25 protein-coding genes and 2 pseudogenes are annotated in these 25,380 nt (G+C 70.4%); 17 read left to right on the top strand and 10 right to left on the bottom strand.

Translation table 11 applies throughout. The features are described from left to right. The first annotated feature begins 208 nt into the window (after positions 1 to 208). Positions 209 to 721 (top strand): hypothetical protein, encoded by a 513-nt coding sequence (locus PV419_RS11330; protein ID WP_319687836.1) that lies wholly within the window; start codon positions 209 to 211, stop codon positions 719 to 721. Between the two features lie 144 nt (positions 722 to 865). Then, positions 866 to 1,252, top strand: coding sequence for a hypothetical protein (locus PV419_RS11325; RefSeq protein WP_319687835.1), 387 nt, complete (start codon positions 866 to 868; stop codon positions 1,250 to 1,252). 283 nt (positions 1,253 to 1,535) lie between these two features. Here PV419_RS11325 and PV419_RS11320 read toward each other — a convergent pair whose 3' ends face one another. The 3 genes from PV419_RS11320 to PV419_RS11310 form a co-directional block, all read right to left on the bottom strand. Beyond that, a complete protein-coding gene (locus PV419_RS11320; RefSeq protein WP_319687834.1) occupies positions 1,536 to 2,351 on the bottom strand; it encodes a hypothetical protein in 816 nt (271 codons plus the stop codon). Positions 2,352 to 2,594: 243 nt separating this feature from the next. Beyond that, positions 2,595 to 2,723: a DUF397 domain-containing protein gene (locus PV419_RS11315; RefSeq protein WP_319687833.1), complete on the bottom strand. Its 129-nt coding sequence runs from the start codon at positions 2,721 to 2,723 to the stop codon at positions 2,595 to 2,597. Next, entirely contained in the window at positions 2,686 to 3,600 is a 915-nt protein-coding gene (locus PV419_RS11310; protein WP_319688171.1) for a helix-turn-helix transcriptional regulator, read from the bottom strand. The genes PV419_RS11315 and PV419_RS11310 overlap by 38 nt, the downstream gene beginning before the upstream one ends. 180 nt (positions 3,601 to 3,780) lie before the next feature. On the opposite strand from PV419_RS11310, the gene PV419_RS11305 reads away from it, so the two are divergent. Further along, positions 3,781 to 4,260, top strand: a complete 480-nt coding sequence (locus tag PV419_RS11305) for an ATP-binding protein (protein ID WP_319687832.1) — start codon at positions 3,781 to 3,783, stop codon at positions 4,258 to 4,260. A gap of 67 nt (positions 4,261 to 4,327) precedes the next feature. Here PV419_RS11305 and PV419_RS11300 read toward each other — a convergent pair whose 3' ends face one another. Continuing rightward, a complete protein-coding gene (locus PV419_RS11300) occupies positions 4,328 to 4,723 on the bottom strand; it encodes a RidA family protein (RefSeq protein ID WP_319688170.1) in 396 nt (131 codons plus the stop codon). 137 nt (positions 4,724 to 4,860) lie between these two features. Here PV419_RS11300 and PV419_RS11295 point away from each other — a divergent pair, with 137 nt between their 5' ends. Continuing rightward, entirely contained in the window at positions 4,861 to 5,844 is a 984-nt protein-coding gene (locus PV419_RS11295) for a helix-turn-helix transcriptional regulator (protein ID WP_319687831.1), read from the top strand. A gap of 125 nt (positions 5,845 to 5,969) precedes the next feature. Beyond that, positions 5,970 to 6,077, top strand: a pseudogene (locus PV419_RS53245) (DUF1062 domain-containing protein); the annotation flags it as partial. Between the two features lie 358 nt (positions 6,078 to 6,435). On the opposite strand, the gene PV419_RS11285 reads toward PV419_RS53245, so the two are convergent. Continuing rightward, positions 6,436 to 6,942: a hypothetical protein gene (locus tag PV419_RS11285; RefSeq protein ID WP_319687830.1), complete on the bottom strand. Its 507-nt coding sequence runs from the start codon at positions 6,940 to 6,942 to the stop codon at positions 6,436 to 6,438. Between the two features lie 430 nt (positions 6,943 to 7,372). Here PV419_RS11285 and PV419_RS11280 point away from each other — a divergent pair, with 430 nt between their 5' ends. The 3 genes from PV419_RS11280 to PV419_RS11270 all read left to right on the top strand — a co-directional run bounded on the left by PV419_RS11280 (position 7,373) and on the right by PV419_RS11270 (position 11,613). Further along, entirely contained in the window at positions 7,373 to 8,833 is a 1,461-nt protein-coding gene (locus PV419_RS11280; RefSeq protein WP_319687829.1) for a hypothetical protein, read from the top strand. 123 nt (positions 8,834 to 8,956) lie between these two features. Continuing rightward, positions 8,957 to 10,264 carry an AAA family ATPase gene (locus tag PV419_RS11275; protein WP_319687828.1) on the top strand — a complete coding sequence of 436 codons (1,308 nt, stop codon included), beginning with the start codon at positions 8,957 to 8,959 and terminating at the stop codon, positions 10,262 to 10,264. Between the two features lie 143 nt (positions 10,265 to 10,407). Next, positions 10,408 to 11,613: a DUF2201 family putative metallopeptidase gene (locus tag PV419_RS11270; protein WP_319688169.1), complete on the top strand. Its 1,206-nt coding sequence runs from the start codon at positions 10,408 to 10,410 to the stop codon at positions 11,611 to 11,613. A 40-nt stretch (positions 11,614 to 11,653) separates the two neighbouring features. Here the strand turns inward: PV419_RS11270 and PV419_RS11265 are convergent. Beyond that, positions 11,654 to 11,782, bottom strand: a pseudogene (locus PV419_RS11265) (VapC toxin family PIN domain ribonuclease); the annotation flags it as partial. Between the two features lie 87 nt (positions 11,783 to 11,869). Further along, positions 11,870 to 14,827: an AfsR/SARP family transcriptional regulator gene (locus tag PV419_RS11260; protein ID WP_319687827.1), complete on the bottom strand. Its 2,958-nt coding sequence runs from the start codon at positions 14,825 to 14,827 to the stop codon at positions 11,870 to 11,872. 98 nt (positions 14,828 to 14,925) lie between these two features. On the opposite strand from PV419_RS11260, the gene PV419_RS11255 reads away from it, so the two are divergent. Further along, complete coding sequence (locus PV419_RS11255; protein ID WP_319687826.1) at positions 14,926 to 15,048, top strand: hypothetical protein; 123 nt, start codon at positions 14,926 to 14,928, stop codon at positions 15,046 to 15,048. A gap of 329 nt (positions 15,049 to 15,377) precedes the next feature. Beyond that, positions 15,378 to 17,333 carry a hypothetical protein gene (locus PV419_RS11250; protein WP_319687825.1) on the top strand — a complete coding sequence of 652 codons (1,956 nt, stop codon included), beginning with the start codon at positions 15,378 to 15,380 and terminating at the stop codon, positions 17,331 to 17,333. A 19-nt stretch (positions 17,334 to 17,352) separates the two neighbouring features. On the opposite strand, the gene PV419_RS11245 is transcribed toward PV419_RS11250, so the two are convergent. Both PV419_RS11245 and PV419_RS11240 read right to left on the bottom strand, forming a co-directional pair. After that, entirely contained in the window at positions 17,353 to 17,568 is a 216-nt protein-coding gene (locus PV419_RS11245; RefSeq protein WP_319687824.1) for a cold shock domain-containing protein, read from the bottom strand. Between the two features lie 10 nt (positions 17,569 to 17,578). Next, positions 17,579 to 18,043 (bottom strand): SRPBCC domain-containing protein, encoded by a 465-nt coding sequence (locus tag PV419_RS11240; RefSeq protein WP_319687823.1) that lies wholly within the window; start codon positions 18,041 to 18,043, stop codon positions 17,579 to 17,581. Positions 18,044 to 18,161: 118 nt separating this feature from the next. Between PV419_RS11240 and PV419_RS11235 the strand changes: the two genes are divergently transcribed. Genes PV419_RS11235 through PV419_RS11220 form a run of 4 tightly spaced genes read left to right on the top strand, consistent with a single transcriptional unit; the run spans position 18,162 to position 20,276 of the window. Continuing rightward, entirely contained in the window at positions 18,162 to 18,626 is a 465-nt protein-coding gene (locus tag PV419_RS11235) for a DUF3995 domain-containing protein (RefSeq protein ID WP_319687822.1), read from the top strand. 15 nt (positions 18,627 to 18,641) lie between these two features. Beyond that, complete coding sequence (locus PV419_RS11230) at positions 18,642 to 19,202, top strand: RNA polymerase sigma factor (protein WP_415925284.1); 561 nt, start codon at positions 18,642 to 18,644, stop codon at positions 19,200 to 19,202. Continuing rightward, positions 19,199 to 19,675, top strand: coding sequence for a hypothetical protein (locus PV419_RS11225; RefSeq protein ID WP_319687821.1), 477 nt, complete (start codon positions 19,199 to 19,201; stop codon positions 19,673 to 19,675). Before PV419_RS11230 ends, PV419_RS11225 begins: the two co-directional genes overlap by 4 nt. A 46-nt stretch (positions 19,676 to 19,721) precedes the next feature. Next, the gene (locus PV419_RS11220; protein WP_319687820.1) at positions 19,722 to 20,276 is read left to right on the top strand and encodes a hypothetical protein; all 555 of its coding nucleotides are present in this window, start codon (positions 19,722 to 19,724) and stop codon (positions 20,274 to 20,276) included. A gap of 67 nt (positions 20,277 to 20,343) precedes the next feature. Here the strand turns inward: PV419_RS11220 and PV419_RS11215 are convergent, their stop codons facing one another. Further along, positions 20,344 to 21,390: a LacI family DNA-binding transcriptional regulator gene (locus tag PV419_RS11215; protein WP_319687819.1), complete on the bottom strand. Its 1,047-nt coding sequence runs from the start codon at positions 21,388 to 21,390 to the stop codon at positions 20,344 to 20,346. A 601-nt stretch (positions 21,391 to 21,991) separates the two neighbouring features. Here PV419_RS11215 and PV419_RS11210 point away from each other — a divergent pair. The 3 genes from PV419_RS11210 to PV419_RS11200 all read left to right on the top strand — a co-directional run bounded on the left by PV419_RS11210 (position 21,992) and on the right by PV419_RS11200 (position 25,335). Next, a complete protein-coding gene (locus tag PV419_RS11210; RefSeq protein ID WP_319687818.1) occupies positions 21,992 to 23,347 on the top strand; it encodes an ABC transporter substrate-binding protein in 1,356 nt (451 codons plus the stop codon). 96 nt (positions 23,348 to 23,443) lie between these two features. After that, positions 23,444 to 24,436, top strand: a complete 993-nt coding sequence (locus tag PV419_RS11205; protein WP_319687817.1) for a sugar ABC transporter permease — start codon at positions 23,444 to 23,446, stop codon at positions 24,434 to 24,436. After that, positions 24,433 to 25,335 carry a carbohydrate ABC transporter permease gene (locus tag PV419_RS11200; RefSeq protein WP_319687816.1) on the top strand — a complete coding sequence of 301 codons (903 nt, stop codon included), beginning with the start codon at positions 24,433 to 24,435 and terminating at the stop codon, positions 25,333 to 25,335. The genes PV419_RS11205 and PV419_RS11200 overlap by 4 nt, the downstream gene beginning before the upstream one ends. The last annotated feature ends 45 nt before the right edge of the window (positions 25,336 to 25,380 follow it).

The following is a 25,380-nucleotide window of genomic DNA, read 5'->3' as shown; positions in this document are numbered from 1 at the left end:
ATGGACCGCCCGTCAAGCTACGCACGGCCTGTCGGGTCGGCAAGAGCTTTGAGCTGGGGCACAGGCATTGATCAGACCGGCGGAACAGGGCTGCCATTCAATTCCCCGGCCGCTGAACTCGATGTCAGGCAGGCAACCGGCCCGACGCCACGGGGCGCTCGCCGGGACGGCCTTCGCATCTCCACTCATCCGGAAGGACACATTCACCATGACCACACACAGGCGTACCGGGCTCGCCATCGCAGCCGTCATGTGCGGCGCGGCGGTCGCCGCCGGCCCGGCCGCGGAGGCCATCGCGGCTCCCGCGCCGACTTCGGTTTCGAGCGCGGTCACGCAGACAGGCGGGGTCTGGCAGGGCGGCTCTGACTCGGCGAAGGGAGCGGTCTCCACGCAGGCGGCCCGTGCCCACCGTATTTGGGGGCCTGCCTGGATCTCGCCCGAAAAGCTCAAGAGCAACGGCAAGAAGTGGGTGTCCAGGAACTACACGTCGAAGGGCAAGTGGACGGGCGTGGCCGTGCGGTGCTACAACAACCGCGCCAAGATGCGGGTGCGCATCTTGAACGTGGACGCCGGACGGTACATCGCGGACAAGAAGGCCCAGTGCGACCGCAACGTGAGCATTGTGGCCTGGAGCAACAAGTTCCAGCGTCGAGACACCCTGAGGGTCGTCCTGCTCGGCGACCAGGGCTCCTACGTGAAGGCCTACTACAAGAACCGGTGAGCACATCGGCGCCAGTCCGGAAAGCCGTACGCCCGCCCGGTGCCGTCGTCCAACGCTCACGTCGCGGCCTGGTCCACGCCTCATCGGCCGTGGGCCAGGCCCGCCAACCAGCAGGCAAGCATCAAGCACCCAAGGAGCATCATCATGCACAGCACACGTGCGCAAAGGATCCGCGCGGTGGCGGTAGCCGCTGTCGCCGCAGGTCTGCTGACCGGCGGGGTCACCGCCGGAACCGGCAACGCCCTCGCCGCCGCCAAGCCCACGAGCGCGCAGTCGAAGTTCTACGGCACGTTCCAGAAACGGGACGGGTGCCCGTACCTCGTGACCTCACGCGGCACCCACTACTACCTGCCGGGCTACACGGTCGGCGGCAACGGCGGCCTGTACAAGAAGGGTGGCGGCTTCATCGCCTACCCCGGCTGGCGGATCCAGGCGAACGGAACAAAATATCGCAAGTCGGGTGGAACTAGCCTCTGTGCGACGTGGGGCACCCACCTCCGCATTAAGGCGCGGTCCATCTACGCCCGCTGATTCAGCTCGGCCGCTCCTCAAGCAGCGCTGGAGAGGCCCACGCCCCACGCGGCGTGGGCTCCCGGCCCCCGGCCCCGCCCGTCAGCGTGCGCTGAGCCTGTCCCGGACACCGCCGCTGGCCTGGGCGGACATTCTTGGACTGTCTCGGACGCCCGGAACCGTTGCCGGGCCTGCCGGACACTCCGAGGCTCTTTCTCACCGCCCCGTGTCGGCGGCCCCATCAGTCATCAAAGGAGCATCACCATGGCCTCGTGCGACTACTACCAAGGCCGCCGCCGCTCGCTCAGCAAGCTACCGGCAGCCCTCGACAGTCGCGGCAGCGCGTCGGCTCCGCCGCGCGGAAGGCGCGTTCGCAGCCGTCGCAGGTCTGCCAGGGCAGGGGACCGGCCGGGGGCGTGCGCGGCACGGCGGCGGGGGAGTCGGGCGCCGGGAGGGGCGGCTCGCTGAGGCGGGAGGCCAGGATGCGGGCCGGACGGGCGAGTAAGCGGTCCGGGAGGCCGGTGGTGAGGACGTTGGTGAGCTGCCTGGGCCCCACACCCGTCGCGAGCCACTGCGTGACGGCCGGGGCCAACTCGGCCACCTCACGCCTGGAGAGGATCAGCCGTGGGTCGGCGAGCCGCAGCGAGGCGAGGAGCGCGACGGCCTGTTCGTCGGCCTCGGCGAGTGGGGGCGGGGGAGCGGGTGTGGGGGAGGGTTCCGGTGCTGGTGGGGTGGGCTTTCGGGGGCGCGGTGGCGGGGTGGGCAGGTCGCGCTGCGGTACGTCGCGGACGTACGTACGCGTGCGGATCAGCCCGCCGGGCCCGCGCTCGCGGCGCCGCTCCAGATAACCGGCGGCCTCCAACTCCCTGAGCGCCCGCGAGATCAGGATCTCGCCCTCCGTGAAGTGCTCGCACAGCGCGGCGATGCTCACGGGCGCGCCATCCGGCAGCGAGAGGATGTAGGCCGCCACGCCGATCGTGACCGCGCTGCCGCGCCGTTGCGCGAGGGCGTTGGAGATCACCGTGAAGTCGGCGGTGAGGCGAGTACGGATGTGGATGACGCCGGAGGTCGTTGCTCCGGCGTCGACGCGCGCATGCGCGTTAGACTGCGGGTCAGCCATCGGGAAGGTTGCTTCTTCCTGATCGGTCAGGCCCTCGTTCGGGATGCCAGTCCCGGCCGGGGGCCGTCGTCTGTCTGGGGTTGTTTCGGCGAACGTAACCGCCCGCATCCCACACCCGCAAGCCGGTCACTCGTACGGGTGACGTGCGGGAAGGGAGGGTGGGTGGGAGGTTCTTTACCCCAGGTTCTTTAGGGGAGTTCGTGGCCCGCCGAACCCCCGTGTACGGGGATCCGGCGGGGCGAGTCAGAGGCGGTGGCCGGTCTTCAGTCTGGTGATGAAGACCGCCCAGGACGTGGCCGGGAAGAGCAGCGCCGGGCCTTGAGGATTCTTGCTGTCACGGACGGGCACGACGCCGGGTACCCCGTCGGCCACCTCCACGCAGTTGCCACCCTCCTGGTTGCTGTAGCTGCTTTTGCGCCAGGAGGCGCCGTTCAGATCGGGACGGGACACTCGCTCCACGGTGGTTGCCCTCCATCACGGATCGGATCATGTCGAGAGACATGTACGGGGGCAGGGATACTGCCCGCAGCCGATCGTAGGTCACCGCAAAGCGCCTGACTTCGCTTGGTTCTTCCACGAGTTGGCCGTAATGGGCGCCCTCGGTGTAGGTCACCTCCGAGCTGTCCGGCAACGTCAGCACGGTCATGGAACCGCCCATCACGTCATGCTCGCCCTGCTCGAACGGCAGCACCTGCACAGTGATGTGAGGTTGCTCCGCAGCCTCCAGCAGCCGGGCCAACTGCTCCCGCATAACGGCCGCGCCGCCCACTGGACGTCTCAGCACCGACTCGTCCAGGACGACCCACAAGTCGGGGCGGTCGGAGGACGTGAGTCGGTTCTGCCGACCGAGACGGGCGGCGACCCGCTCCTTCAAGTGCTCCTCTCCCGTGAGCGACAGACCAACGCTCAGGACGGCCCTCGCGTAGTCCTCCGTCTGTAATAAGCCGGGCACCACATGCGCCGCGTACTCCCTGATCGACACCGCCCGTTCCGAGTACGCCATGAACGCCCGCGACCAGTCCGGGAACGCCTCGCGGTACACGTACGGCCACATGTCGATCAGCAGATTGTCCGCGCCGAGGATCGTGTCGAGCACCTGCGTCAGCTCGAACGTCGGTTTCGCTCCCGAGGCCCGCTCGATCTGGGTGATCCGCGTGCTGACCACATGCGCCTTCGCGCCCAGCTCGGCCTGGGTCAGCCCGGCGGCCAGCCGGAGTCTGCGCACCTGCGACCCGAACAGCGCCGCCATGGACGACTGGGGATCAATGGCTTTGGCCAAAACATCACTTCCGTTCCTTACGGGATGAGAGGTAATGCGTTACGGCCTTTTGAGCGTAGACCCGCCGGGCGACCCTTGAGTACGGAACGTCACGATGCGCACACGCTGCGAATCGTACGAAAGCTCGATGGACAGAAATGGACAACAACCGTGCTGAAGGCGAACACCCTGCCGGACGAAGGCGTGCAGCTCCCCTCGACACCGCGCGGGGCGCGGCTCGCCCGGAAGCTCGCCGTGCGGCGCATGGGGGAGTGGGGGTATCCGTCCGCCTCGGACACGTCCGGCACCGTGGCGTTGCTGGTGGCGGAGCTCGCGTCCAACGCCGTACGGCACGGGCGCGTGCCCGGGCGGGACTTCCGGCTCCGCCTCACCGCCTTCGGAGCGCCGACGCGGACGATCCGCATCGAGGTGTCGGACGCCCGCGAGGACCGGCTCCCGGTCAGGCCGCCGACGCCCTCGGCCGAGGACGAGACGGGTCGGGGCCTGCTGCTCGTGGAGCTGTTGACCACGCGGTGGGGCGTGACCCCTCGTACCCCGGTCGGGAAAACGGTGTGGGCGGAGGTGGCGGCCGACCGCCTGGATGCAGCAGGGCTGGACGGGTCGGCGCGGTCGAGGATCTCGTTGGAGTAGCGGCGGACCTCGGCGTACTGCTCGTGCCGGCTGAACCGGCACGAGCAGTGGAGGCGGCGAGGTCACATCACGCGACGGCGGTTCCCTCGAGTTCGACCATCTGGCCGGGGATCGCCAGCCGTGTCACCCCGAGCATCGTGGTGGTCGGCGCCACCCTGGCGGCGCCCAACCGCGACGCCAGCACGCCGTAGTGCTGGAACAGCAGATCGACGTCGGTGGTGTAGACGTTGAGCCGGACGAGGTTCGTGAGGGACATGTCGGCCTCGCCGAGCACGGCCTCCAGGTTGTCGAGGCTCAGCGCCACTTGGGCCGCCATGTCACCGTCATGCTGGGGCTTACCGTCGCTGCTCATCGCGGTCTGCCCGGAGCAGTACAGGGTGCGGGTGTGCCCGGAGACGAGCTCACCCTGGTTGAATCCCATCTCCACCGACCACGTCACCGGGTTGACTGCCGTTCGTTCCAATGCCACATCGGCTCCATTCGATTCATCGGGTGTACGTACGTCCATCGGCTCGGTAGCCGGCCGTCTTTGACGTCGTGCTGAAAGCCTCCCAGCGAATGCACGACATCCTGTGTCACGTATTCCAGTAGGGTTTTCGTATGCGCGCCGACCGGTTGGTCTCGCTGGTGCTGCTGCTGCGCCAGCGCGGTCGGCTGTCCGCGGCCACGCTGGCCCGCGAGCTGGAGGTGTCCACCCGCACCGTGCTGCGTGACATCGAGGCGCTGTCCGCAGCCGGCGTCCCGGTCTACGCCGAACGCGGCCGGCACGGCGGTTTCGCGTTGCTGCCCGGTTTCCAGACAGAACTCACCGGACTGAACCACGACGAGGCACTCGCCCTGCTGGTCGCCGGATCACGGCGTGGCGCGCAGGTGTTCGGCCTCGGCTCGGCGCTCGCTTCGGCCATGCTCAAGGTGGTTGACGCGCTGCCCGAAGGCCATCGGGACACCGCGGCCGGCGCGGCGCAGCGATTGCTCATCGACCCGGAGACCGACCTCCTCTCGCGCCGCGCGGTCGCTGAGGAGGTGCCCGACACCGTCGTGGCCGAGGTCCGGCGCGCGGTGTTCGCGGGACACAAGCTGCGCATCCACTACGCGGCTGTGGACCAGACCCCGAAGTGGCGCACCGTGGACCCGATCGGCCTGGTCACCGTACGCGGCCAGGGCTACTTGCTGGCCACGAGGTCTGGTGCGGACCGCACCTACCGGCTGGACCGGGTGTTGGCCGCCGAGGAACTCGACGAACCCGCACAGCGACCGGACCGGGTCGACCTGGACCGGGCCTGGCAGGAACGCAGCACGCGGTTTCGGACCGGCGGCGACCAAGTCGCCGTGCTGGTACGGGTGAACCCGGCGCGGCGCGAGGACCTGGTGGGCACCGCGCTGGCCGTCCGCGCAGAAGAAACCGACGCGGACGGCTGGCTGCGGCTGGATGTGACTTTCCAGGATTCACGACACGCCGAATGGGCGCTGTGGCAGCTCGCCACGGACGCGGAAGCCCTCGCCCCGCAGTGGTTGCGCACCTCCCTGCGCAACCGCGCCGCCGCGATTGCCACCTGCTACGGGGTGGTACAGCTCCCGCCGTAACCGCCGGTACCCGCTGGCCTACGTCTTCCACGGCACCGTCGCCGTCGCCGCGATCCGGCTCTGGCCTCGTCCGTGATCGGCCGGATGGAACCTGGTGGTGAGGCGCTCGAAAACCTGTGGAGCATGCGAAGCTCACGGTCCTGGAGCGGATGAATGTGCGCTCCGTACGACCTGAGCTGCTGGACCGGCTGCATGACAACGACCCTGGCCTGACAGCTGAGCTGCTCCAGGATCTCGGTCCGCTTTGCGGCGCGGATCCCTGTCCGGCCCCCAGGCTGACCGCACCGGATGGCACGACCCTCCGTCTGCACCGGGTCCTGCGGCCCGCCCCGCACGGCGCATCGCTCGTTCCCGAAGGAACCACCGGTCATGTCGGGGGTGCCTGGCAGTTGCCGGACGGCACCCGCGCCCGCGGGCTGTTCGCCGCCCTGCACACCGGCTCTCGGGGCTAGGTTCCGTCTCTCCGCGTTCAGGCAGCCCGGCTGGCGGACGTCGGCCCGCTGCGACCTGCCGGAAGAACGTGACGGGCCCCCGGGCGGCCAACGCCGCTCCGGGAGCCCCATCACTGCTGGTACTGCTGGTCGGTGCCGCCTAGAAGCCCTTGCAGCGGTTGCCCGACTGCCAGGGGGCCTTGGCACCGACACAGACGTACACCACGACGCCCTTCGTGGAGGAGTCGCCCCACTGGAAGTGCTTGACTCCGCGCGAGGGCCCGTCCGTGGCCAGGGGGCCCGACCACTGGCGCACCCAGCGGCCGGTGTGCCTCTTGTAGGACTTCACGTACGCCCGCGCGGCCTTGCCGTCCCTGCTGCTGGTGTCCTGCACCCAGGAGGACGAATAGTCGACGCGCGCGTTGTACCGGTTGTCCCAGCAGATGTGGGTGGCGGCGCGGGCGCCCGACACGGCGCCGCGTGCGGACCGGTGGTGCGGCCAGTTACTGCCGCACTCCAGCCCGGCGGTCGGGGAGGCGGTGGCGCTCTTCTGTGCTGTGGCGGCCTTGGCCTCCGGGGACGCGGCGAAGGAAGTGGTCGCCTGGGGCAGAATGAGGCTGCCCCCTAACACCGCTGTGCCGACAGCGAGTGTCAGCCTCTTGCTCATGGACATATCGCTCGATCCTTTGTCGCTCCATGTGTCCTTGACCTGCGGAAGGTTGTTCTTCCAGCAGGTGCTTCCGCTCTCCCTGCCCCTTGCGGTGCGTGCGGGCCACGGGCGCGGCAACGAGTCCAGTTTGTGGACTGATGCCGGAGAAGTCGTTGGCTGGGTGCGCCAGGCTGTTAGCTCTGGACGCCAATGTCGGTGAGCAGGTGCTGTCGGTACTCCTGCGGAGGACAGCCGTACCGGCACCGGAAGGCGCGGCTCGTCACTTGGATGGGGAAATCGGCTAGCGGTCGTGGAGGGCGTCGAAGGAACCTCGGTGGGCGGCGGCTCAGGGAGACTGACAGATCGCCATCCCTGTGGTTACGATGCCGGAGATGAAGAACTTCTCCTCGTACGGATTGGGGGAATCGTTCGCGCAAGGTGAGTGCTGATGGCACATCACTTCGCGAACAAGATTCCGACCCGCCTGTTGATGTGGCAGCGCGTGCGCGAGTACGCCGTGCCACCGTCCATGATCGAGACCGCGACCGCTCGGCGTGCGGTCGGTGACTGGGCGGGGGCCTGTGCCGCCGCCCGGATCGACGTCGATCTCGATCTGCGCGCCGTGCGCGACCGCCACGGCACCGATCTCGTCACCCACCTCCGTGCGGATCTGCGTCGGCTGGCGCCGGATCTGCTCCGCTGGCACATGTTCCGGATCGCCCCCGACGGGTGGCTCCGGCCCGGCCTCACCATCTCTCTGGCCCGCTACCGGAGTTCCGGCGCCACGCCGCTGCAGTTGGTGGTGCGGACGCCGCCGGCCTGGGCGGACGCAGGACAGCGGATGTCCCTGGCCCTGTGGGAGGGGTCCGGGAACAGCGCCCCCGGGCACCATCCGCATCCGCATCCGCACCCGCATCCCGACCGCCGTTTCCGGCTCGACCTGCACCGGCATCTCTGGGACTCCGGGCGGAGCGGCGAACTGGCGCGGCGGTGCGGTGCGGGCGGGGCACGGTCCGCGGCGCCGCCCGACCGGCCCACCGTCGACGACCCCCCGTGGGCGGTGGGAAGGTGGGCCGCCGAGGCGGAGTTGTTGCTGCGGGCCGAGGGGCGTCCTCGCGGGGCCTTCACCGTGCGGCTCGGTGCGCGGAGCCGCGCCGTGCTCGAACTCGTCGCCCCCGACGAAAGCCATGCCCCGACGTTCCGGCCGCTGCGGGAGGCGCTGCCGCCGCAGGAGGTCGCGGCGCTTCCGGCGCTACCGGAGGCGTCGGCCCGGGTCCCTCCGGATCTGGAGCTGCTGTGGGCCGGGCTGGTCACGGCCGAGCGGCTGCATCCGCTCGTCGCCGTGGCACTGGGGGCGTCCGGCTCGGCACCGGTGGCCGGCCCCGGCCCCGAGCCCGGCGATCCGCACCGGGTGGAGTGCCGGGGCGAGGTCCACCGGATCGCGCCGCGGGACGGGGTGCTGACGGCGATCGATCACGACGCGGCCCAACTGCGGCGGGAGGAGCTGCTGGTGGCGCTCGGCGGGCCGGCGCTGCCCTGCCTGCGGGCGATCGACGCGGTGCACCGCAACCCGGAGGCACTGCCCGCGGTCCGGGAGCGGCTCGGCCACGGTGATGTCGCCGGGGCGCTGGCCGTGGTCGAGGGGCTGCTCGGTCCCGGTGCGGTGTTGCGCGACGGGCCGCTCCGGGAGGAACTGGAGTCGGCCGCGGCCCGCCGCATCGACCACGGGCTCTTCCGCTCGGGGCTGGTCGCCGTGCACCCCGGTGCCGGTGTGGCAGGAGGCGGGAACGCCTCGGGCGTGGGGCACGCGGAGGCGGGCCACCGTCCCCGGCTCGACCGCCGTACGCCTCCCGCGATGCGCCGCAAGCGCAGCAGCCGTGCCCGGCCCCGCACCGGCCTGACCTGCTGACCGGCTGCCGCCCCCGCTGCCGCCACCGAAGTCCCTTTACCGCACCGCGCATGCCGCGCCGCACGCCCCCACGACATCCGGGACGGGCCGTCCCGTTCCCTTATCCCACCCCAGGTGATGCCCATGACCTCCAGCACCCTCCTGCCCGCCCCGGCCCCGGCCGCCGGTACACCCGCACCCACCACCGCCGGCGTATCCGGAACCGGCACCCGCCTTGCCCTCGCCGACGACCTCCTGACCCTCCTGCGGACGACCACCACCGAGCCGCGCCCCGACGAGCAGCTCGAAGCGCTCACCCTGGCTGTCGCGGCCGACCTGCCCGTGCTGCTCTGGGGCGAGCCGGGTATCGGCAAGACCGCGGCCCTGACGCAGCTCGCCACCTCCCTCGACCTGCCGCTGACGACCGTGATCGCCAGCGTCCACGAGCCGTCCGACTTCTCCGGGCTGCCCATCGTGGGCGACGACCCGGCGGTGCGGGGGGTGCCGATGGCTCCGCCGCAGTGGGCCGTTGAGCTCGTGCGGGCCGGGCGGGGGCTGCTCTTCCTGGACGAGCTCTCCACCGCCACCCCGGCCGTCCAGGCCGCACTGCTGCGGGTCGTCCTGGAGCGGAGGGTCGGTGCGCTGCAACTGCCGCCCGGGGTACGGATCGTGGCCGCCGCCAATCCGCGCGCGTCGGCGGCGGACGGGTGGGAGCTGAGCCCGCCGCTGGCCAACCGGTTCGTGCATCTGTACTGGGTGCACGACCGGGAGGTGGTGGTGCGCGGGCTGGGCGGGGTCTGGCCCCGGGCGGAGCTGCCCCGGCTGGTGCCGGAGCGGCTGCCGGAAGCGGTGGCTTTCGCCCGGCGCGCGGTGTGCGGCTTCCTGGAAGCCCGGCCGACGCTGATCCACCGGCTGCCGAGCACCGAGACGCGGCGCGGCGGTGCCTGGCCCTCGCCCCGAAGCTGGGAGGCTGCGTTGACCCTGCTGGCCTTCGGCACGGCGGCCTCCGTCTCCCGGGAGGTGCTGGCGCTGCTGGTGCGGGGCGCGGTGGGGGACGGGCCTGGGCTCGAACTCCTCGCCCATCTGGACCGGATGGACCTGCCGGACCCGGAGTCCCTGCTGGCCGATCCGGCCTCCGCCGAACTGCCGGTGCGGGGCGATCTGCGTCAGGCAGCGCTGGAGGCGGTGGTGGCGACCGTCGGGGCGCGGCCGGAGCGGGAGCGCTGGGAGGCGGGCTGGGCGGTGCTGGTCCGGGCGCTGGAGACCGGCGCCCCGGACCTGCTGGTCGCCCCGGCGACGGCGCTGGCCGCGCTGCGGCGCGACGACTGGGAGGTGCCGGAGGCGGTGGAGCGGCTGGCCGGGGTGGTCGGTCTCGCCCGGCGAGCGGACCGGTCGGTGGGGCGGGCCGCGGCGGCGGCTGACGCCGGGCCTGCGACGGGGGCGGGCCGATGACGGGGGCCGCGAAGCGCCCGGGGCCGCACCCGCTGCCGCGCCCGATGTCCCGGCCCGCACCGCCGCGCCCGGTGCGGGCCACCGTGCCGAGGCCGCCGGCCGGCTCCGGCGGGCCGGGCGGCCGGCCCGCACTCCCCCTGGACATGGAGAAGTTGCTGGCCGCCCGGCTGCACGCGGTGAAGGTCCGTCCCTATCTGGCCGGTGCGCTCTTCGCGCTGCATGTGGTGGAGGACCGGTCGGTGCCGACGATGGCGGTGGACGCGCACTGGCGCTGCTATGTCTCCCCCTGCTTCGTGGCGCGCACCCCGGTGGAGGAGCTGGCGGGCGTCTGGGTGCACGAGGTCTCTCATCTGCTCCGCGACCACCACGGGCGGGGCGAGCGGTATGCGCGGGAGCACGAGGAGCACGGGCCGGGCGAGCGGCTGCGGCGGAACATCGCAGCCGACTTCGAGATCAACGACGACATCTACGGTGACGGTCTGCCCCTGCCTGCCGGGGCGGTGCTGCCGTCGCTGTTGCGGCTGCCCGACGGGCTGCTGATGGAGGAGTACCTGCGGACGGCGTCGATGTCCGGGCTCGCCGCGGAGCTGGCCTGGCTGGACTGCGGCAGTGGTGCTGACGGGCAGGACCGGCCGTGGGAGCTGGGGCCCGACGGGGCACACGGGCTGAGCAGGCAGCAGCGGGACGCGATCCGTTTCCGGGTCGCAGAGGGGATCAAGGGCCGACCGGGCGACGCGCCGGAGGGGTGGCGGCGATGGGCGGACGAGGCGTTCCATCCGCCGCAGCCGTGGCGGCAGTTGCTGGGGGCGGCGGTCCGCTCGGCGGCGGGTGTGCCGGGGGTGGGCGAGGACCACAGCTACCGGCGTCCGTCCCGGCGCTCGGCCGGTGTCCCTGGGGTGCTGCTGCCGAGCCTGCGCCGTACGCCGCCCCGGGTCTGCGTCGTGATCGACACCTCCGGGTCGGTGAGCGACGCCGAGCTGGGCAGCGCGCTGCTGGAGGTGGTGGCGATCTCGCGGGCGGTGGGCGGGCGGCGCGACCTGGTCTCGGTGATCTCCTGCGACGCGGCGGCCGGGGTCGCCGTCCCGCTCTGCCGCGCCGAGAACATCGAGCTGGTCGGCGGCGGGGGAACGGATCTGCGCTCCGGTTTCGCCCGGTCGCTCCGCTCCCGGCCCCGTCCCGACGTAATCGTCGCCCTGACTGATGGTCAGACGTCGTGGCCCTCCGCGCAGCCGCCCTGCCGCACCGTCGTCGGTCTCTTCCCCCGTCCCGCCCGCGCCGTGGACGAGGAGAACCCCGACTACGTCCCGGACACCCCGCCGCCCTGGGCGCGTGTCGTCACCATCGGCTGAGAAAGCGCAGTGGCGCGGTATCGCCACCTCGCCTAGCGGCTTCTGCGATGGCGACCGCGGCGATCATCAAGTCGGCGACCCTACGCCGTGGTTCGCGGCCGACGCTGATCACGGCCGCGCAGACTCGACCGTAGATGCGGGCCGCTTCCGCGTTGAAGGGGATGGGGTCGCAGATCGCGTTGCGTGATTTCGGGCTGACCGCTCATATCGCCCACGATAACCGCGCGTGCCATCTGGTGTTACAGGGTGCCAACAGCTAACAGGTTTCGCAGTCTCTCAGTCCCTCCTCCGCCTGTGCGCGCTCGCCCGGGTGGGCACTCGCCCCGGGCACGTCGAGGGCCATCCGGAACTGCTCGCGTGCCTCGTGGACGCGGCCCGCCGCCGCGTAGGCGCGGCCCAGTCGGCAGCGGATGTCCATCTCGATCCGGTCGTAGTGAGGTTCGGTGAGCGGGTCCAGCCCCTGAAGCCGCGAGAGCGCCCGGTGCTGGAGGGCGATGGCGCCGCTCAGGTTTCCCGCGCCCTGCTCCGCCGTGCCCAGTCGGGCCAGGGTGAGGATGTGCAAGAAGGTGTCTCCGGCCTGCTCGACCAGGTCGGCGGCGCGGCGGAGCAGGACCGTGGCCTCGCCGTGGTCGCCGAGGCCGATGTGGACATCGGCGGCCAAGGTCAGGACCCGGCTGAGCATGCGGGGTCTGCCGTTCGTCTCGGCATGGGTATGGGCGCCGTCGAAGCAGATCAGCGCCTCCTCGTTCTGCCCCTGGGCGTGGTGGATGGCGCCGAGGAAGCAGAGCCCCATCGCGGCCAGCCAGTGGTCGTCGAGCTGCCGGGACAGGTCCACCGCCGTGGTGAGACGGGGAATCGCCTGGTCGGCCCGGCCCATGTTCAGATCGGCGGCACCCAGCCCGCTCAGGGCCCGGGCCTCTTCGCGCTGGTCCGCGTGGCGGCGGCTGAGGGCGAGGGCCTCGGTGAACCAGGCGTGCGCTTGCGGGTAGCGGCCCTGGTATACGTCGATGATGCCCATGCAGTTGCGCAGCGCCGCGGGCATCCGCCGGTCGGTGGCCCGGTCCGCGTGGGCCAGGGCGATCTCCACGGCCGTTCGGCATTCGTGGGAGCGGCCCCGGCCCAGGAAGTGGTCGGTCAGTGCCTCGGCGATCCAGCAGGCGTAGTCGGCTTCGCCGAGCGCCGCGGCGTGGCCGACGACGTCGGCGAGCTCCGCGCTGGCCGCGTCCAGCCAGGCCTCCGCGTCCTTCCAGCCCGTGAACGCCGCTTCGGCGGGCTGTGGCCCGGTGGGGAAACCGCCCGGGCCCCAGTCGCTGGTGATCCGGCCCGCGTCCAGGAAGAGGCGGAGGGCGGCGGTGCGCGCCGCGGCGGCTTCGGCGGGGGCGGTTTCCGCGAGCCGCCGCGCATGCACCCGGACCAGGTCGTGCAGTCGGTAGCGGCCCGGACGGGGCTGCTGGAGCAGACTCGTATCGACCAGGCTCTCCAGGGCCCGCTCGGCCTCGCCGGACGGCCGGCGCAGCATGGCGGCCGCCAGAAGCGGGTCGAACTCGACCGTCGGCGCCACGCCCAGGGTGCGGAACCCGCGCTGCTGCTCCGGCGTGAGCTGGTCGTACGACAGGCGGAAGGCCGCCTCCACGCTGCGGTCCCCGGCGGTCAGCTCGCCGAGGCGGTGCTCGTCGCCCGCCATACGGTCCACCAGGTACGTCAGCGTCCAGGCGGGGCGGGTCTGCAGCCGCGTCCCGGCGATGCGCAGCGCCAGCGGCAGCCCGTCGCACAGCCGGGCCAGCTCATGCGTCGCCTCCGGTTCCCGGTCCGCGCGCTCCTCCCCGACGATGTGCCGGAGCAGGGACACCGCGGCGCCCGTCTCCAGGGGCTCCAGGGTGACCCGCCGATCGGCGTCGAGCCCGGGCAGCCGCCGTCGGCCGGCCACGAGCACCAGGCTGCCGGGACCGGCGGGCAGCAGCGGCCGGATCTGCCGCGTACCCAGGGCGTCGTCCAGTACGAGCAGCAGCCGCAGCGAACTGGTCGCGGCGCGCCAGGCGGCAGTGAGTTCGTCGAGGTCGTTCGGTACCTCGCTGTCGGCGGCGCCGAGCGAGCGCAGCAACCGCCGCAGCACGCGCTGCGGGGAGAGTTTCTGCCGCCCTCCTGTGCTGTGCGCACGCAGGTCCACGAACAGGCAGCCGTCGGGGTAGTGGGCGCGGAGGCCGTGCGCCGCGCGTACGACGAGGGCGGTCTTGCCGACCCCGGCGGGGCCGTCCACCGTCACGACCGCTACGGATTCGGGTGGGGAGGGCGTGGTCAGCAGGGCCAGTTCGGGCTTACGGCCGACGAGGTGGCCCGCGTCGCCCGGCAGTTCATTGACCGCGACGCGGTGGGGTCGGGGCTGGGTGGGCGGAGCGGCGGGGCGCCGTACAGCCTCCCGTCCGAGGAGGTACGCGTCGTCGCGGCGCAGCACCGCTTCGTGCACCCGGCGGAGCTCCTCGCCGGGATCGACCCCGAGTTCATCGCGCAGCCGCTCCCGCATGTCCTGAAAGGCGTTCAGCGCCTCCGCCTGACGTGCGCTGCCGTACAGGGCGCGCATACGCAGCGCCAGCAGCGGCTCGTCGTAAGGGTCGGACGCGGACAGGGCGGCGAGATCGTCCAGGGCTTCGCCGGACCGGTCCAGCAGCACCAGGCACTCCAGCCGCTCCAGCTGGAGCTTACGCTGACGCTCCACCAGCCGCCGCCGCTCGACCTGCGCGAACGGGCCCGGTAGCCCGGCCAGAGGCTCGCCCCGGAACAGGGCGAGCGCCCGTGAGAACCCGTCCGTGGCGGTGGCCAGATCGCCGGACGCCTTGGCGCGCTGTGCCTCGCCCGTCCGCTCGGCCAGTTCGGCCACGTCGAGCCGGACCCCATCGGTGACGAAGCGGTATCCGCCCCGGCCACTACGGATGACCGACCGCTCCTGCCCTTCGGAGCCCGTTTCGTCGAGCGCTTTCCGCAGCGGGTAGACATAGCTCGGGAGCACCCGGTGGCCGGACTTCGGCGGGCTTGAACCCCACACCCCGTCCAGCAACTGCTCACGGGTCACCAGTACGCCCGGACGCAGCACCAGCGCGCTGAGCACTGCCTGCCGCCGTACCGGCCCCAGCTCCAGCGGCGTACCGTCCCGCCAGGCCCGGACCGGTCCGAGCACCGCGATCCGAAGCCGCTGTCGCTGCGGAGTTCCCCCGTCCACCTCGTCGAAGCCTCCGCCCCCGCATCATCGAAATTTCATCTGCATTGCAGCGCCTGCGGCCAGGGTTGGCAAATCGTGACTGAGCAGCGCGGGGAAGCATGAGGAAGATTCGCGGCGCGGTGGATGAACTCGTCGCCGCCATCGAGGCGGTGGGCCGGCAATGCGTCGGCGTCCAGCCGTTCCTCGCCTCAGTCGACATGCAGTTCGTCCGCGCCGTTTAGTCACGGTGAATGTCAGAAGTCGTCAAGGGAGCAGCGTGGACGAGCACCATCCGGGGGCCGGTTCCGGGAAGCGGGAGCCGCAGGAGGGACAGCAGCCTCCATCCGTCGTTCCGCCGGCGCTGTCCGGTGCGACCGGTGGAGCCGGGGAGTCCGCCGTGCCTGGCGGATCCGAGGACGCAGCCGGGACGCATCCGCCGTTGCCCGCCCCTCCGGCTGTTCCTCCGCTGCCTCCTCGTCCGCCCGCAGTACCTCCGATGCCTCCCCGTCCGCCCGCCGTACTGCCGCCGGGACCTGCCGGGCAGGGGTTTGCGGGCAGGCGCCGCAAGGAGGTGCTCCTGTCGCTGGTCGGTGCAGTCGTCGTGCTGGCGGTCGTGCTGGCCGGCGTGCTCTGGCCCGACGGTTCCGAAGGTTCCGGCGGGGCGGGCGAAAGTCCCACGGGGGCGGGCGGAGGGTCTCCTGCCGCTGCGGCGGCCCGGGGTGCGGCGGCTGCCCGGGCGCTGGACAAGCTGCCAGGTGTGCACCTGTCGGCGGTCTATGCGCCGGGCGACGGCGAGCCCGCGACCCGGGCCGAGATGACGGTCACCGCCGAGGGGAAGGCGACGGGGACCCTCAACGCACCTGTGACCGGCAGGGCCGCCATGGCGTGGTCCGACGACCAGCTCTACCTCAAGGGCGACAACGACTTCTGGGCCCAGCAGGGCCCGCAATACGGGCATGACCTGACGAGCAGCGGCCACTGGATCGCCCCGGAAAAGCGCGACGGCTACTACATGCTCGACAGCTTCGGAGTGAACGCGGGTTCCTTGACTCCGAAGTCGTTCGCCTCCGTGGTACGGGAAGTCACCTCCGATCCTTCCGTGGAACAGGAGGACGCCGGGAGCTCGCAGGGGCGCAGGGCAACGTCCTACACGACGCAGGGCCGGACGGTCGTCCTCACGTCTGACGCCCCGTATACGGTCGTCGCCGTCGGGGTCAACCCCGTCGACGCCGGCCCGGTCGAGACGGCCGCCTGGCACTCTTCCGCGAGCACCCTGACGCTGACCGCCGGCCACCGGGCCGTGCCGGTCGACGACGGCGACAGTTACTACAACCCCTACCTCATCGCTGTGCCGAAACCCGCCACGGACAAGGAAACCGCCGCCGCCGACGCGGCTGCTGACAAAGCAGCCGCGGCAGCCGTTCCACCCTCATCGACCGCGAAGGAAGCCTCGTCTCAGGGCCCGAACTTCACGACCAGAATGACCAGCCCCTACCTGTGCACGTCCAAGCCGTGCTCGTACTCCATCACGGTCACCAACGAAGGGGACGAGCCGGCGGAGGCCATCCTCCATGTGAGCTTCCCGGGCATCCCCGACCGGGCCCACCCGCTCGGCACGCTGGCCCCCAACGAGTCCAAAGAGGTCAGCGGTACGCGTCCCAACGCGGCTGCCGGGACGGGGAAGACCGTGCGGCACACCGACTACGCGTGGGTGTACTCGCCCGCGTTCTACGGCCCTGACCCGAAGGTGGCCGAGCGTCTGCACGCACGGAATCTGAAGCCGGACGACGTGTTCGTCGCGACCCCGCTGAAGCCCGCGGTCGCGATGCTGCTGGACCTGATGACACAGGGGACTCCCGACGATGACACGGAGGCCAACAACAACGCGGTCGAGGCCCTGCGGAGCGCCAACGACCGCGGGCAGCTGCCCTTGTTGGCGGCGATCGCGGAGTCCGGCCGCTTGTCGAACACCAAGGACCTGGCCGAGAACGTGCTCAAGGCCAACAAAGCCGATAATCCGGGCGATGTCCGCGTGCTGGAACAGGTTGCCCACCTGATGAAGACCGATCCGAACGCGGAGGTGATCTACGACGGCCCGTACGAGATCAACGGCAAGAAATTCAAGACCGACTACATGGTCATCTCCTCCAAGGGGGGAGAGGAGATCAAGAAAGCGTTTCAGGTCAAGACCGTCACTTCCAGGAGAAACCTGCCGCATCACGTGGACAAGGGTGGCGAGCAGCTCAATGGTGAGGGCGGAGGAAAGGAACCCGAGAGCGCGCCCCCCGGCTTTGAGCGTGTCCTCCAGATCAACATCGAGCCGGGTTTCGCGGACCTGTTTCTCAAGAACAAGGCCGACCTGGAGAAATTCCTTTTTTCGACCAGGAAATACGCTACGGTCCGAGAAAATATGTGCAAGCAGAGGAAAGACGGCAAGGGGCTCCGTATCCAGCAACTGGTCATCGTCAATAAGGCCGGAACTCACGTATGGGCCGACCTGAGCAAACTCTGCGAGAAGGATCGCTGAACACCCCGGGCGGAGCGCGTCAGGGCACGATGCGCACCGCCCGGTAGTCGTACCCGTCCTGCTTGAAGCCGGGCGCTTCCCATTCGAGGGTGACCCGCTGCCCTGGCGCCAGAGAACGGAACCCCTCCGTCTCGACGGCGCTGAAATGACCCCAGCAGCCGCCCGGGGTGTCGGGGCAGTCGAGTACGCCCCACCCCTCCTCCTCGTGCCATTCGCGTACGGTCGCAGTCACCATGGCCGGAAGCCTACTGGGTCAACGCCTCGACGAGCCGGGCGAGGTTGGCCAGCGCCATGCGCGTACCGGTCTCGTTGTCGGCGGCGGGCACACTGTCGGGAATCCCTTCGTGTACGACGAGGACATCGGTGCCGCCGTCCACGTCGGTGAGCGTGGTCGTCATCGTCATCGTGGCGCGCAGCGCGGGATCCGCGGTCTCGAACTCGAACACCTCGACCACCTGCTCGTCCGGCACGAGCTTCGCGAAGTGGCCGTGGTACGTGTCGGTGTGCGGAGCCGACTTGCCGGTGCCGAGCGGCTCGTCGTAGGTGAGCGAGATGCGGAACGCCCCGCCTTCCCGGGCGTCGAACGCGTGCACGTGGCTGCTCATGCCGGTCGGCACCCGCCATTGCGCGATCGCGTCCGCGTCCACGAGCGCCCGGTAGACGGCCGAGCGCGAGGCATTCACGTGCCGGGAGACCCGCGTCGAGTACATGCCGTCAACATAACGCCGACCAGGACCGTTTTGTGACGCGCATCACGGGAACATTTGGGCTTCGCCGCTCCTCCTCTGACTGTCAGCTCGTCTGTGAACCGAGGAGAGGCACCCCACCATGCTCAGCATCAGCCGACGGCGTTCGGGGCAGGCCGTCGCCACCCTCCTGGCCTTCGACGGCCTTCTGCACCTGTACTGGACGACCGGCCTGACCTGGCCCGCGTCCGATGACCGCGCCCTGTCACTCGCGGTACTGGGCAGTGAAGTCCCCTTCACCCCGCCCGTGCTTCTGCCTCTTGCCACCCTGCTGTTCACGGCCGCCGCGGCCGTGTGGGGCCGCGCCCGCGGGCGCGGCGGCAGGCGGGCGCAACGGCTGCTCGGGCTGGTCACCCTCGCGGTCGCGGTCGGGCTGCTCGTCCGTGGGCTGGCCGGGCTGGTCTGGGCGTGCGGGGTGGGTGATGGCGCCGGCCCCGCGTTCTACTGGCTGAACCTGCTGCTCTACACGCCGGTGTGCCTGAGCTTCGGTGTCGCAGCCGCCCGGCTCGCGGGCGGCGGCGCTGTCCCGCTCCCGTCAACAAGCTGAGGGAAGGCTTCCTCCGTGTCCGATGACCTGCCGACCTCGGATGTGCCATCCCCAGGCGTGCCGACCCCAGGCGTGCCGACCCCGGCCGAGGGAGTCGCGCTGGCACGCGCGGCGCGCGGCGGTGACACGCTGGCGATGCAGGACCTGCTCGGCCGACTCACCCCGTACATCGCCCGCATCTGTACCCCCATCGCTCTGGCCGGCGGCCCCGACGCTACCCAGGAGGCGCTGGTCGTGGTGTTCCGGTCGCTGCGCTCGCTGCGGGAGCCGGAAGCGCTGTACGGCTGGGTGCGCGCCATCGCCGTACGCGAGGCGGTACGGATCGCCCGGCGGGACGCCCGCGACCGCCCGGCCGAACTGGCAGAGCTCCCGGCGCGCGGCGACCCGCAACTCCGCGCCGACATCCACGACGTGCTGACCCGGCTGGCGCCGGAACACCGCGCCGTGCTGGTCCTGCGGGACATCGAGGGGCTGGATGAGCAGGCTGCCGCGGCGCTGCTGGACATCCCGACCGGTACCGTCAAATCCCGGCTGCACCGCGCCCGGGCGAGTTTCCGAAGGGCGTGGTCCTCATGACCGCCGAACCCATGTGGCCGGCCAGCGAGATCGACGACGTACGGCGGCTGCGGGTGATGGCGGCGGCCATCCCCGGGGCTCGTGTCAGCGAGCGGCTCGTGTCCGCGGGCCTTACCGAGGTGTGGGCGGTGATGGGTGATCTCGAAGGCGAGTTCGGGCGGTTCCAGCCGGACATGCGGCGGTTGCGCATCAGCCGCGTGGAAGGCGAACGCATCGAGGCCGTCGCCCGCAGCCGGTACGGCATGCGCGCACGGTTCGACGGTGTGCTCCGGCCTGGTTGGTGCTGGCTGCAGAGTCGCTTCCTGATCATCGGCATGGCAGCCGCCGCGGAGAGGGACGGCACCCGGATCGCCCTGACCGGCGGTGTCCGCGTACCGGGCCGCGCGGCCATCGTCCCGGTCGGCACCCGCCGGGAACTGCACCGCGCGCTGAACCGGCTGGAAGGCGCCCTGCGCGACCGCCACGACAGCTGACCCGTAGGGTCACCTCACCTGTCTGATCTCTTCCCGGGGCGGCCCCATGAGCGACACCTACTCACCGATACCCGAGCTGAATCTCCTCAAAGACTTTGATGATCAGTGCACGGACTTCTACTCGCCGGGTTTCGAACTGCGAGCGTACGACAACGACGCATCCTGGCTGGATTCGGAGAACCCGGATTTCGAGGACCGAGTGATTCCCTTCGCCCGAGCCACCACCTCCGGTTCCTTTTACGCGCTGTGGCGGTCCGACGACCGGGCGGACCTCGCCACCCTGCCCGTCATCTTCTTCGGCGACGAGGGGGATCTCTACATCGCCGCGCACGATCTGCGGGAACTGTTCTGGGATCTCCTCGACGAGGATTTCGACGGTCCCGCTCCCACCCGCCAGACGTACGTCGACACCCGCCAGGCGTACCTCACCTGGTTGCGGCGGAACTTCGGGCCCACACCGCCCTCATACGACCGGAGCCCCATGGAGAAGCACGGCTGGCGGTTCGTCGACTGGCTGCTGAGCGTGGGAGAAGAGGATGCCGCCGACGTCGTGATCGAGAATCTTGAGCTTTTCGAAGTACCGCGTCCCCAGAGCCGATAACCGAGGACCGTGGCTTCGAGCGCAGGGTGAACAGGGTCTCGTGGCTGGGTGATCTCTGCCCGGGTGCTCACGGCCCGCCGGCCGCGCCCACCGCCTGCCGCCCCATGGTGCTCGCCCGGGGGATGAGCCGGTGCGGGGCCCGGATCTCCATGCCGGGGGCGGGGCTTGAGCTTCCGATCCGCTTGAGCAGGCGCTCCACCGCTGTCTCGGCGATCAGCTTCTTGTCCGGCGAGACCGTGGTGACGGGCGGGTTCGAGTAGCGGGCGTCCTCGATGTCGTCGTAGCCGACGACGGCGACGTCCTCGGGGACGCGCAGTCCGCGGGAGGCCAGCGTGTGCAGGGCGCCCAAGGCCACCAGGTCGCTGTAGCAGAAGACCGCGTCGGGCGGTTCCTCCAGGTCGAGCAGGTGGGCCATGGCGCTGGCGCCGTCGGAGCGGTTGAAGCGCGGGGTGGAGATGACGAGTTCCTCGCGGACGGGCATGGCGGCCCGCTCGTGGGCCAATCGGTAGCCGCGGGTGCGCAGTTGGGCCGCTTCGCCGGTGCGGTACGGCTGGTCGCCGATCGCGGCGATGTTGCGTCGGCCGAGGCCGAGCAGATGCTCGGTGGCCTCCAGGGAGGCGGCGACGTCGTCGATGCCGATGTGGTCGAAACCGCCGTCGCTCACCCGCTCGCCGAGCACGACGAGCGGCAGGCTCGGGTCGCGCTCGGACAGGTTGGACTGGGCCAGGCCCAGCGGGCTGAAGATGACACCGTCGAACAGCAGGTGCTGGGAGCCGCGGCTGAGGAACAGCTTCTCGTGCTCGGCGTCGCCGTCCGTCTGGTCTATCAGCACGTTGTACCCCCGCACCCGGGCCGCGCGGATGATGCCCTGGAGTAGTTCGGCGAAGTACGGCGTGTCCAGGTAGGGCACCACCACGGCGATCTGGCCCGACCGGCCGGAGGCGAGGTTGCGGGCCAGCACGTTGGGCCGGTAGCCGAGCTGGTCCACGGCCTGCTGAACCTTGACACGGGTGGCCTCCGAGACGGGCGCGTAGCCGTTGACCACGTTGGACACGGTCCGGCTGGATACGCCGGCGAGCTCCGCGACGTCGCGAAGAGTGACGCCCTTTGTCATATGCCACCTTCATCCCGTATGTCCGTTTCAGCGCTGAAAGTTCCTCCGAGTCACCTCTTGCAGCGCGGCAAGTTCTCGGGTAACACTTTTGCAGCGCTGCAAAGCGTAGCAGAAGGCGCCTGATCCAACGGGTCAGGCATCCAGGGGCCGTGGGCGTCATCCGCGCCGCGGACCGGATCCCCGAGAGTGCTCTCGGGGACAGCAAGTAGGAGCCGCAGTGGGACCAGCAACCTCTCACGGGCCGGGAGCCGCACCCGTCCCGACCGGGCATCAGGCATTACGCGCCGCGGTCTGAGCCGTGGGCCGGCGCGCCCGTCGCGCCCGCCGCGCTGTCCCTGCCCCCCCGACGTCACGTACGCCCACCCTCCCGCGTCGACTGATGTCCGTCCGCCAGGATCCCCCGGCGGGCACCACACCCGAGCGTCCGGCACACCTGAGCGCCCCGACCACCCCCGGTGACCGCCGTCACCCGAGCCGGTGTGCCCGCATGTGCTCGCCTCCTGCCGCGCCGGACGCCGGTGTGCCCGGCGTACGTACCTCTCCGTACCTCTCTCACCCCCGTCTTCCTGCCCCTCGGGCAACCTCATCCAGGAGATCGCTCATGTCGTCCAGCAGCAAGCCCACCTCCCGTTCCTTCCGGCGGACCGCGGTCGCGGCGACCTCCGCCGCTCTCGCCGGCGTGCTCCTCGCGGCCTGTGGGGCGGGCGGCGGCAGCGGGAGCAGCTCCACCGGCAGCGGGCCGGTGCACATCAAGGTGTGGGCCTGGTACCCGCAGTTCAAGCAGGTCGTGGCCGAGTTCAACAAGACCCACAAGGACGTCCAGGTGGACTGGGTGCAGGCCGGCGTCGGCCAGGACGAGTACACCAAGCTGAAGACGGCGATCAAGGCAGGCCAGGGCGCCCCGGACGTCGTCATGCTGGAGTTCCAGGAGCTGCCGACCATCCAGCTCACCAAGGGCCTGCTCGACATGGGCAAGTACGGGGCGGGCGCGGACAAGGACAAGTACGTCGACTGGGCCTGGAAGCAGTCCTCCGACGGCGACCACGTCTACGCCATCCCGGTCGACGGCGGCCCGATGGCGATGATGTACCGGGCCGACCTCTTCAAGAAGTACAACCTGAAGGTGCCGACCACCTGGGCGGAGTACAAGGAGGAGGCGGCCAAGCTGCACAAGGCCGACCCCAACGCGTACATGACCGACTTCGGCAGCGACGAGACGGCGGCCGGCTGGCGCCAGGGTCTGATGTGGCAGGCCGGCTCCCGCCCGTACACCTACTCGGCGAGCAAGCTGCCGAACATCGGGGTCAACCTCAACGACGCCGGGGCCAAGAAGGTGTACGACTACTGGGGCGACCTGGTGAAGAACAAGCTGGTCGACACCCAGTCGTACGCCACCACGGACTTCTACAACGGCCTCAGCACCGGCAAGTACGCCACGTACCTCGCGGCCGGCTGGGGGCCGGGCTACCTCTCCAGCGTCGCCAAGAAGACCGCGGGCAAGTGGCGCGTCGCCCCGCTGCCGCAGTGGACGGCGGGCGGCAACGCCCAGGGCGACTGGGGCGGTTCCAGCTTCGCGGTGACCTCGCAGACCCAACACCCCAAGGAGGCCACCCAGGTCGCCCGGGAGCTCTTCGGCACCTCCCAGGCGTCCTGGAAGATCGGCATCGACCAGGCCTACCTCTTCCCGCTGTCCAAGCCGATCCTCAACGGGGCGTACTTCGAGGACAAGAAGTACGACTTCTTCGGCGGCCAGCAGATCAACAAGGTGTTCGTGCCCGCGGCGAACGGCATCGGGGCCTTCGACTGGAGCCCGTTCCAGGACTTCGCCTACAACACCGACACCAGTGAGGTGGGCAAGGCCGTCCAGGGCAAGAGCGACTGGTCGTCCGTCTCCGGCAGCGTCCAGCAGCAGGTGACCTCCTACGCGAGCAAGCAGGGATTCAAGGTCAACAAGTAACCGGCCCGAGTCCTCAAGTTCGCACCGCCCCCGCCGACGCCCCGGCGTCATCTGTCCGCCGTCGGCGGGGGCCCGCACGACGCGCAAGGAGATGTGATGAGCCTGCTCCGACAGCAGGGACCAGTGGTCGCACCACCAAGGGCCGCTCCCGCCGAAGGACGTGGCATCCGGGCGGCCGGCGACAAGCGCGGCCGACGCACCCAAGGGCTGTCCACCCGCACCCGCCACAAGGGCATGGGCCTGCTGCTGATCGCCCCGTTCACCCTGCTCTTCCTGGCCTTCCTGGTGGCACCGCTGACGTACGCCTTCTGGTTGAGCCTTCGGACCTCCACCCTGGTCGGCGGTGACCACTTCAGCTGGTTCGCCAACTACAAGGAGACCTTCACCGACCCGCACTTCCTGTCCGGTGTGCGCCGCGTGGCGGTCTTCGGCCTGGTGCAGATCCCGGTCATGCTCGGTCTGGCGCTGCTCGGGGCCCTGATCATCGACGAGGTGACCAGCAGGCTCGCCAAGGTGTTCCGGATGACGCTGTTCATGCCGTACGCCGTGCCCGCGGTGATCGGCGCCCTGATGTGGGGCTTCCTGTACAGCCCGACCTTCGGCCCGGTGCACTCCCTCAGCGACGCCCTCGGCCTGGGGAAGGTCGACCTCCTGGGCCACAGCCTGATGCTGACCTCGCTGGGCAACATCGTGACCTGGCAGTGGACCGGCTACAACATGATCGTCCTGTACGCGGCCCTGCAGGGCCTGCCGCGCGAGGTGTACGAGGCGGCGAAGCTCGACGGCGCCGGCCAGATCCAGACGGCCCTGCGCATCAAGATCCCGATGATCTCCTCGGCTCTGGTGCTCACGCTGATGTTCACCATCATCGGCACCCTGCAGTTCTTCACCGAACCGCGGGTCCTGGAGCCGACCGCCTCCTCCGTGATCACCCCGGACTACACGCCCAACCTCTACGCCTACACCCTCGCCTTCCAGTACTCGGAGTTCAACTACTCCGCCGCCATCTCCTTCTCCCTCGGAGCGGTGGTCTTCATCGGCTCCTACCTCTTCCTGTTCGCCGCGCGCAAAAGGAGCGGACTGAAGTGACCACCGCCACTGCCCCCGCCCCCGCCGTCGCCGTCCCGGCGCCCCGCCGTACGTCCTCCACCCGAGGGCGCGTCACCGTCAACGCGGTGATGGTGGCGATGATCCTGTACTTCCTGATGCCGTTCTGGTGGCTGGTCGTCGCCGCCACCAAGAACAACGACGCCCTGTTCTCCACCGCCGCCCTGTGGTTCCACTCGCCGGGCTCCTTCTTCACCAACCTCCAGCAGCTGTTCACCTACAACGACGGTGAGTACCTGCGCTGGATGGGCAACACCGCGATCTACGCGGGCGTCAGCGGGGTGGGCGCCACCGCCGTGGCGACCTTCGCGGGCTACGCCTTCGCCAAGTACCGCTTCCCGGGCCGGAACCTGCTCTTCTCCAGCCTCCTCGGCGCCATCATGGTGCCCGCGACCGCGCTGGCCATCCCCACCTATCTGCTGCTGAGCAAGGTGGCGCTGACCAACACCATGTGGGCGGTCATCCTGCCCTCGCTGCTCAACCCGTTCGGCGTCTACCTGGTGCGGGTGTACGTCCAGGAGTCGCTGCCGGACGAGCTGCTGGAGGCGGCCCGCGTCGACGGCGCCGGCGAGCTGCGGGTGCTGTTCTCCGTCGCGCTGCCGACACTGAAGCCCGCGCTCGTCACCGTGCTGCTGTTCTCCATGGTCGGCACCTGGAACAACTTCTTCCTGCCACTGGTGATGCTCAACAACGACAAGCTGTTCCCGCTCACCGTCGGCCTGCAGTCGTGGTACCAGGGAGCGCAGGTCCAGTCCGGCGCCAACGCGCTGTTCACCCTCGTCATCGCGGGTTCTCTCGTGGCGGTCCTCCCGCTGATCGTCGCCTTCCTCCTCCTCCAGCGGTACTGGCGCGGCGGTCTGACCGTCGGAAGCCTCAAGTGACCCAGCGGGCCCGCCCCTTCCCCTTCTTCTTCGCGCACCTCCCGG

This window comes from Streptomyces sp. ME19-01-6, assembly GCF_033793745.1.
Taxonomy (GTDB): Bacteria; Actinomycetota; Actinomycetes; order Streptomycetales; family Streptomycetaceae; genus Streptomyces.
Note: the sequence above shows the minus strand (reverse complement) of the source record. Positions and strands in the feature narration are given on the sequence as shown.

Excerpts from the sequence above, each read along its gene's own strand:
- PV419_RS11330 (WP_319687836.1), top strand. The coding sequence starts at position 209 with ATGACCACACACAGGCGTACCGGGCTCGCCATCGCAGCCGTCATGTGC.
- PV419_RS11325 (WP_319687835.1), top strand. The coding sequence starts at position 866 with ATGCACAGCACACGTGCGCAAAGGATCCGCGCGGTGGCGGTAGCCGCT.
- PV419_RS11320 (WP_319687834.1), bottom strand. The coding sequence starts at position 2,351 with ATGGCTGACCCGCAGTCTAACGCGCATGCGCGCGTCGACGCCGGAGCA.
- PV419_RS11310 (WP_319688171.1), bottom strand. The coding sequence starts at position 3,600 with ATGGCGGCGCTGTTCGGGTCGCAGGTGCGCAGACTCCGGCTGGCCGCC.
- PV419_RS11295 (WP_319687831.1), top strand. The coding sequence starts at position 4,861 with ATGCGCGCCGACCGGTTGGTCTCGCTGGTGCTGCTGCTGCGCCAGCGC.
- PV419_RS11285 (WP_319687830.1), bottom strand. The coding sequence starts at position 6,942 with ATGAGCAAGAGGCTGACACTCGCTGTCGGCACAGCGGTGTTAGGGGGC.
- PV419_RS11280 (WP_319687829.1), top strand. The coding sequence starts at position 7,373 with ATGGCACATCACTTCGCGAACAAGATTCCGACCCGCCTGTTGATGTGG.
- PV419_RS11275 (WP_319687828.1), top strand. The coding sequence starts at position 8,957 with ATGACCTCCAGCACCCTCCTGCCCGCCCCGGCCCCGGCCGCCGGTACA.
- PV419_RS11270 (WP_319688169.1), top strand. The coding sequence starts at position 10,408 with ATGGAGAAGTTGCTGGCCGCCCGGCTGCACGCGGTGAAGGTCCGTCCC.
- PV419_RS11255 (WP_319687826.1), top strand. The coding sequence starts at position 14,926 with ATGAGGAAGATTCGCGGCGCGGTGGATGAACTCGTCGCCGCCATCGAG.
- PV419_RS11245 (WP_319687824.1), bottom strand. The coding sequence starts at position 17,568 with ATGGTGACTGCGACCGTACGCGAATGGCACGAGGAGGAGGGGTGGGGC.
- PV419_RS11240 (WP_319687823.1), bottom strand. The coding sequence starts at position 18,043 with ATGTACTCGACGCGGGTCTCCCGGCACGTGAATGCCTCGCGCTCGGCC.
- PV419_RS11235 (WP_319687822.1), top strand. The coding sequence starts at position 18,162 with ATGCTCAGCATCAGCCGACGGCGTTCGGGGCAGGCCGTCGCCACCCTC.
- PV419_RS11225 (WP_319687821.1), top strand. The coding sequence starts at position 19,199 with ATGACCGCCGAACCCATGTGGCCGGCCAGCGAGATCGACGACGTACGG.
- PV419_RS11220 (WP_319687820.1), top strand. The coding sequence starts at position 19,722 with ATGAGCGACACCTACTCACCGATACCCGAGCTGAATCTCCTCAAAGAC.
- PV419_RS11215 (WP_319687819.1), bottom strand. The coding sequence starts at position 21,390 with ATGACAAAGGGCGTCACTCTTCGCGACGTCGCGGAGCTCGCCGGCGTA.
- PV419_RS11210 (WP_319687818.1), top strand. The coding sequence starts at position 21,992 with ATGTCGTCCAGCAGCAAGCCCACCTCCCGTTCCTTCCGGCGGACCGCG.
- PV419_RS11205 (WP_319687817.1), top strand. The coding sequence starts at position 23,444 with ATGAGCCTGCTCCGACAGCAGGGACCAGTGGTCGCACCACCAAGGGCC.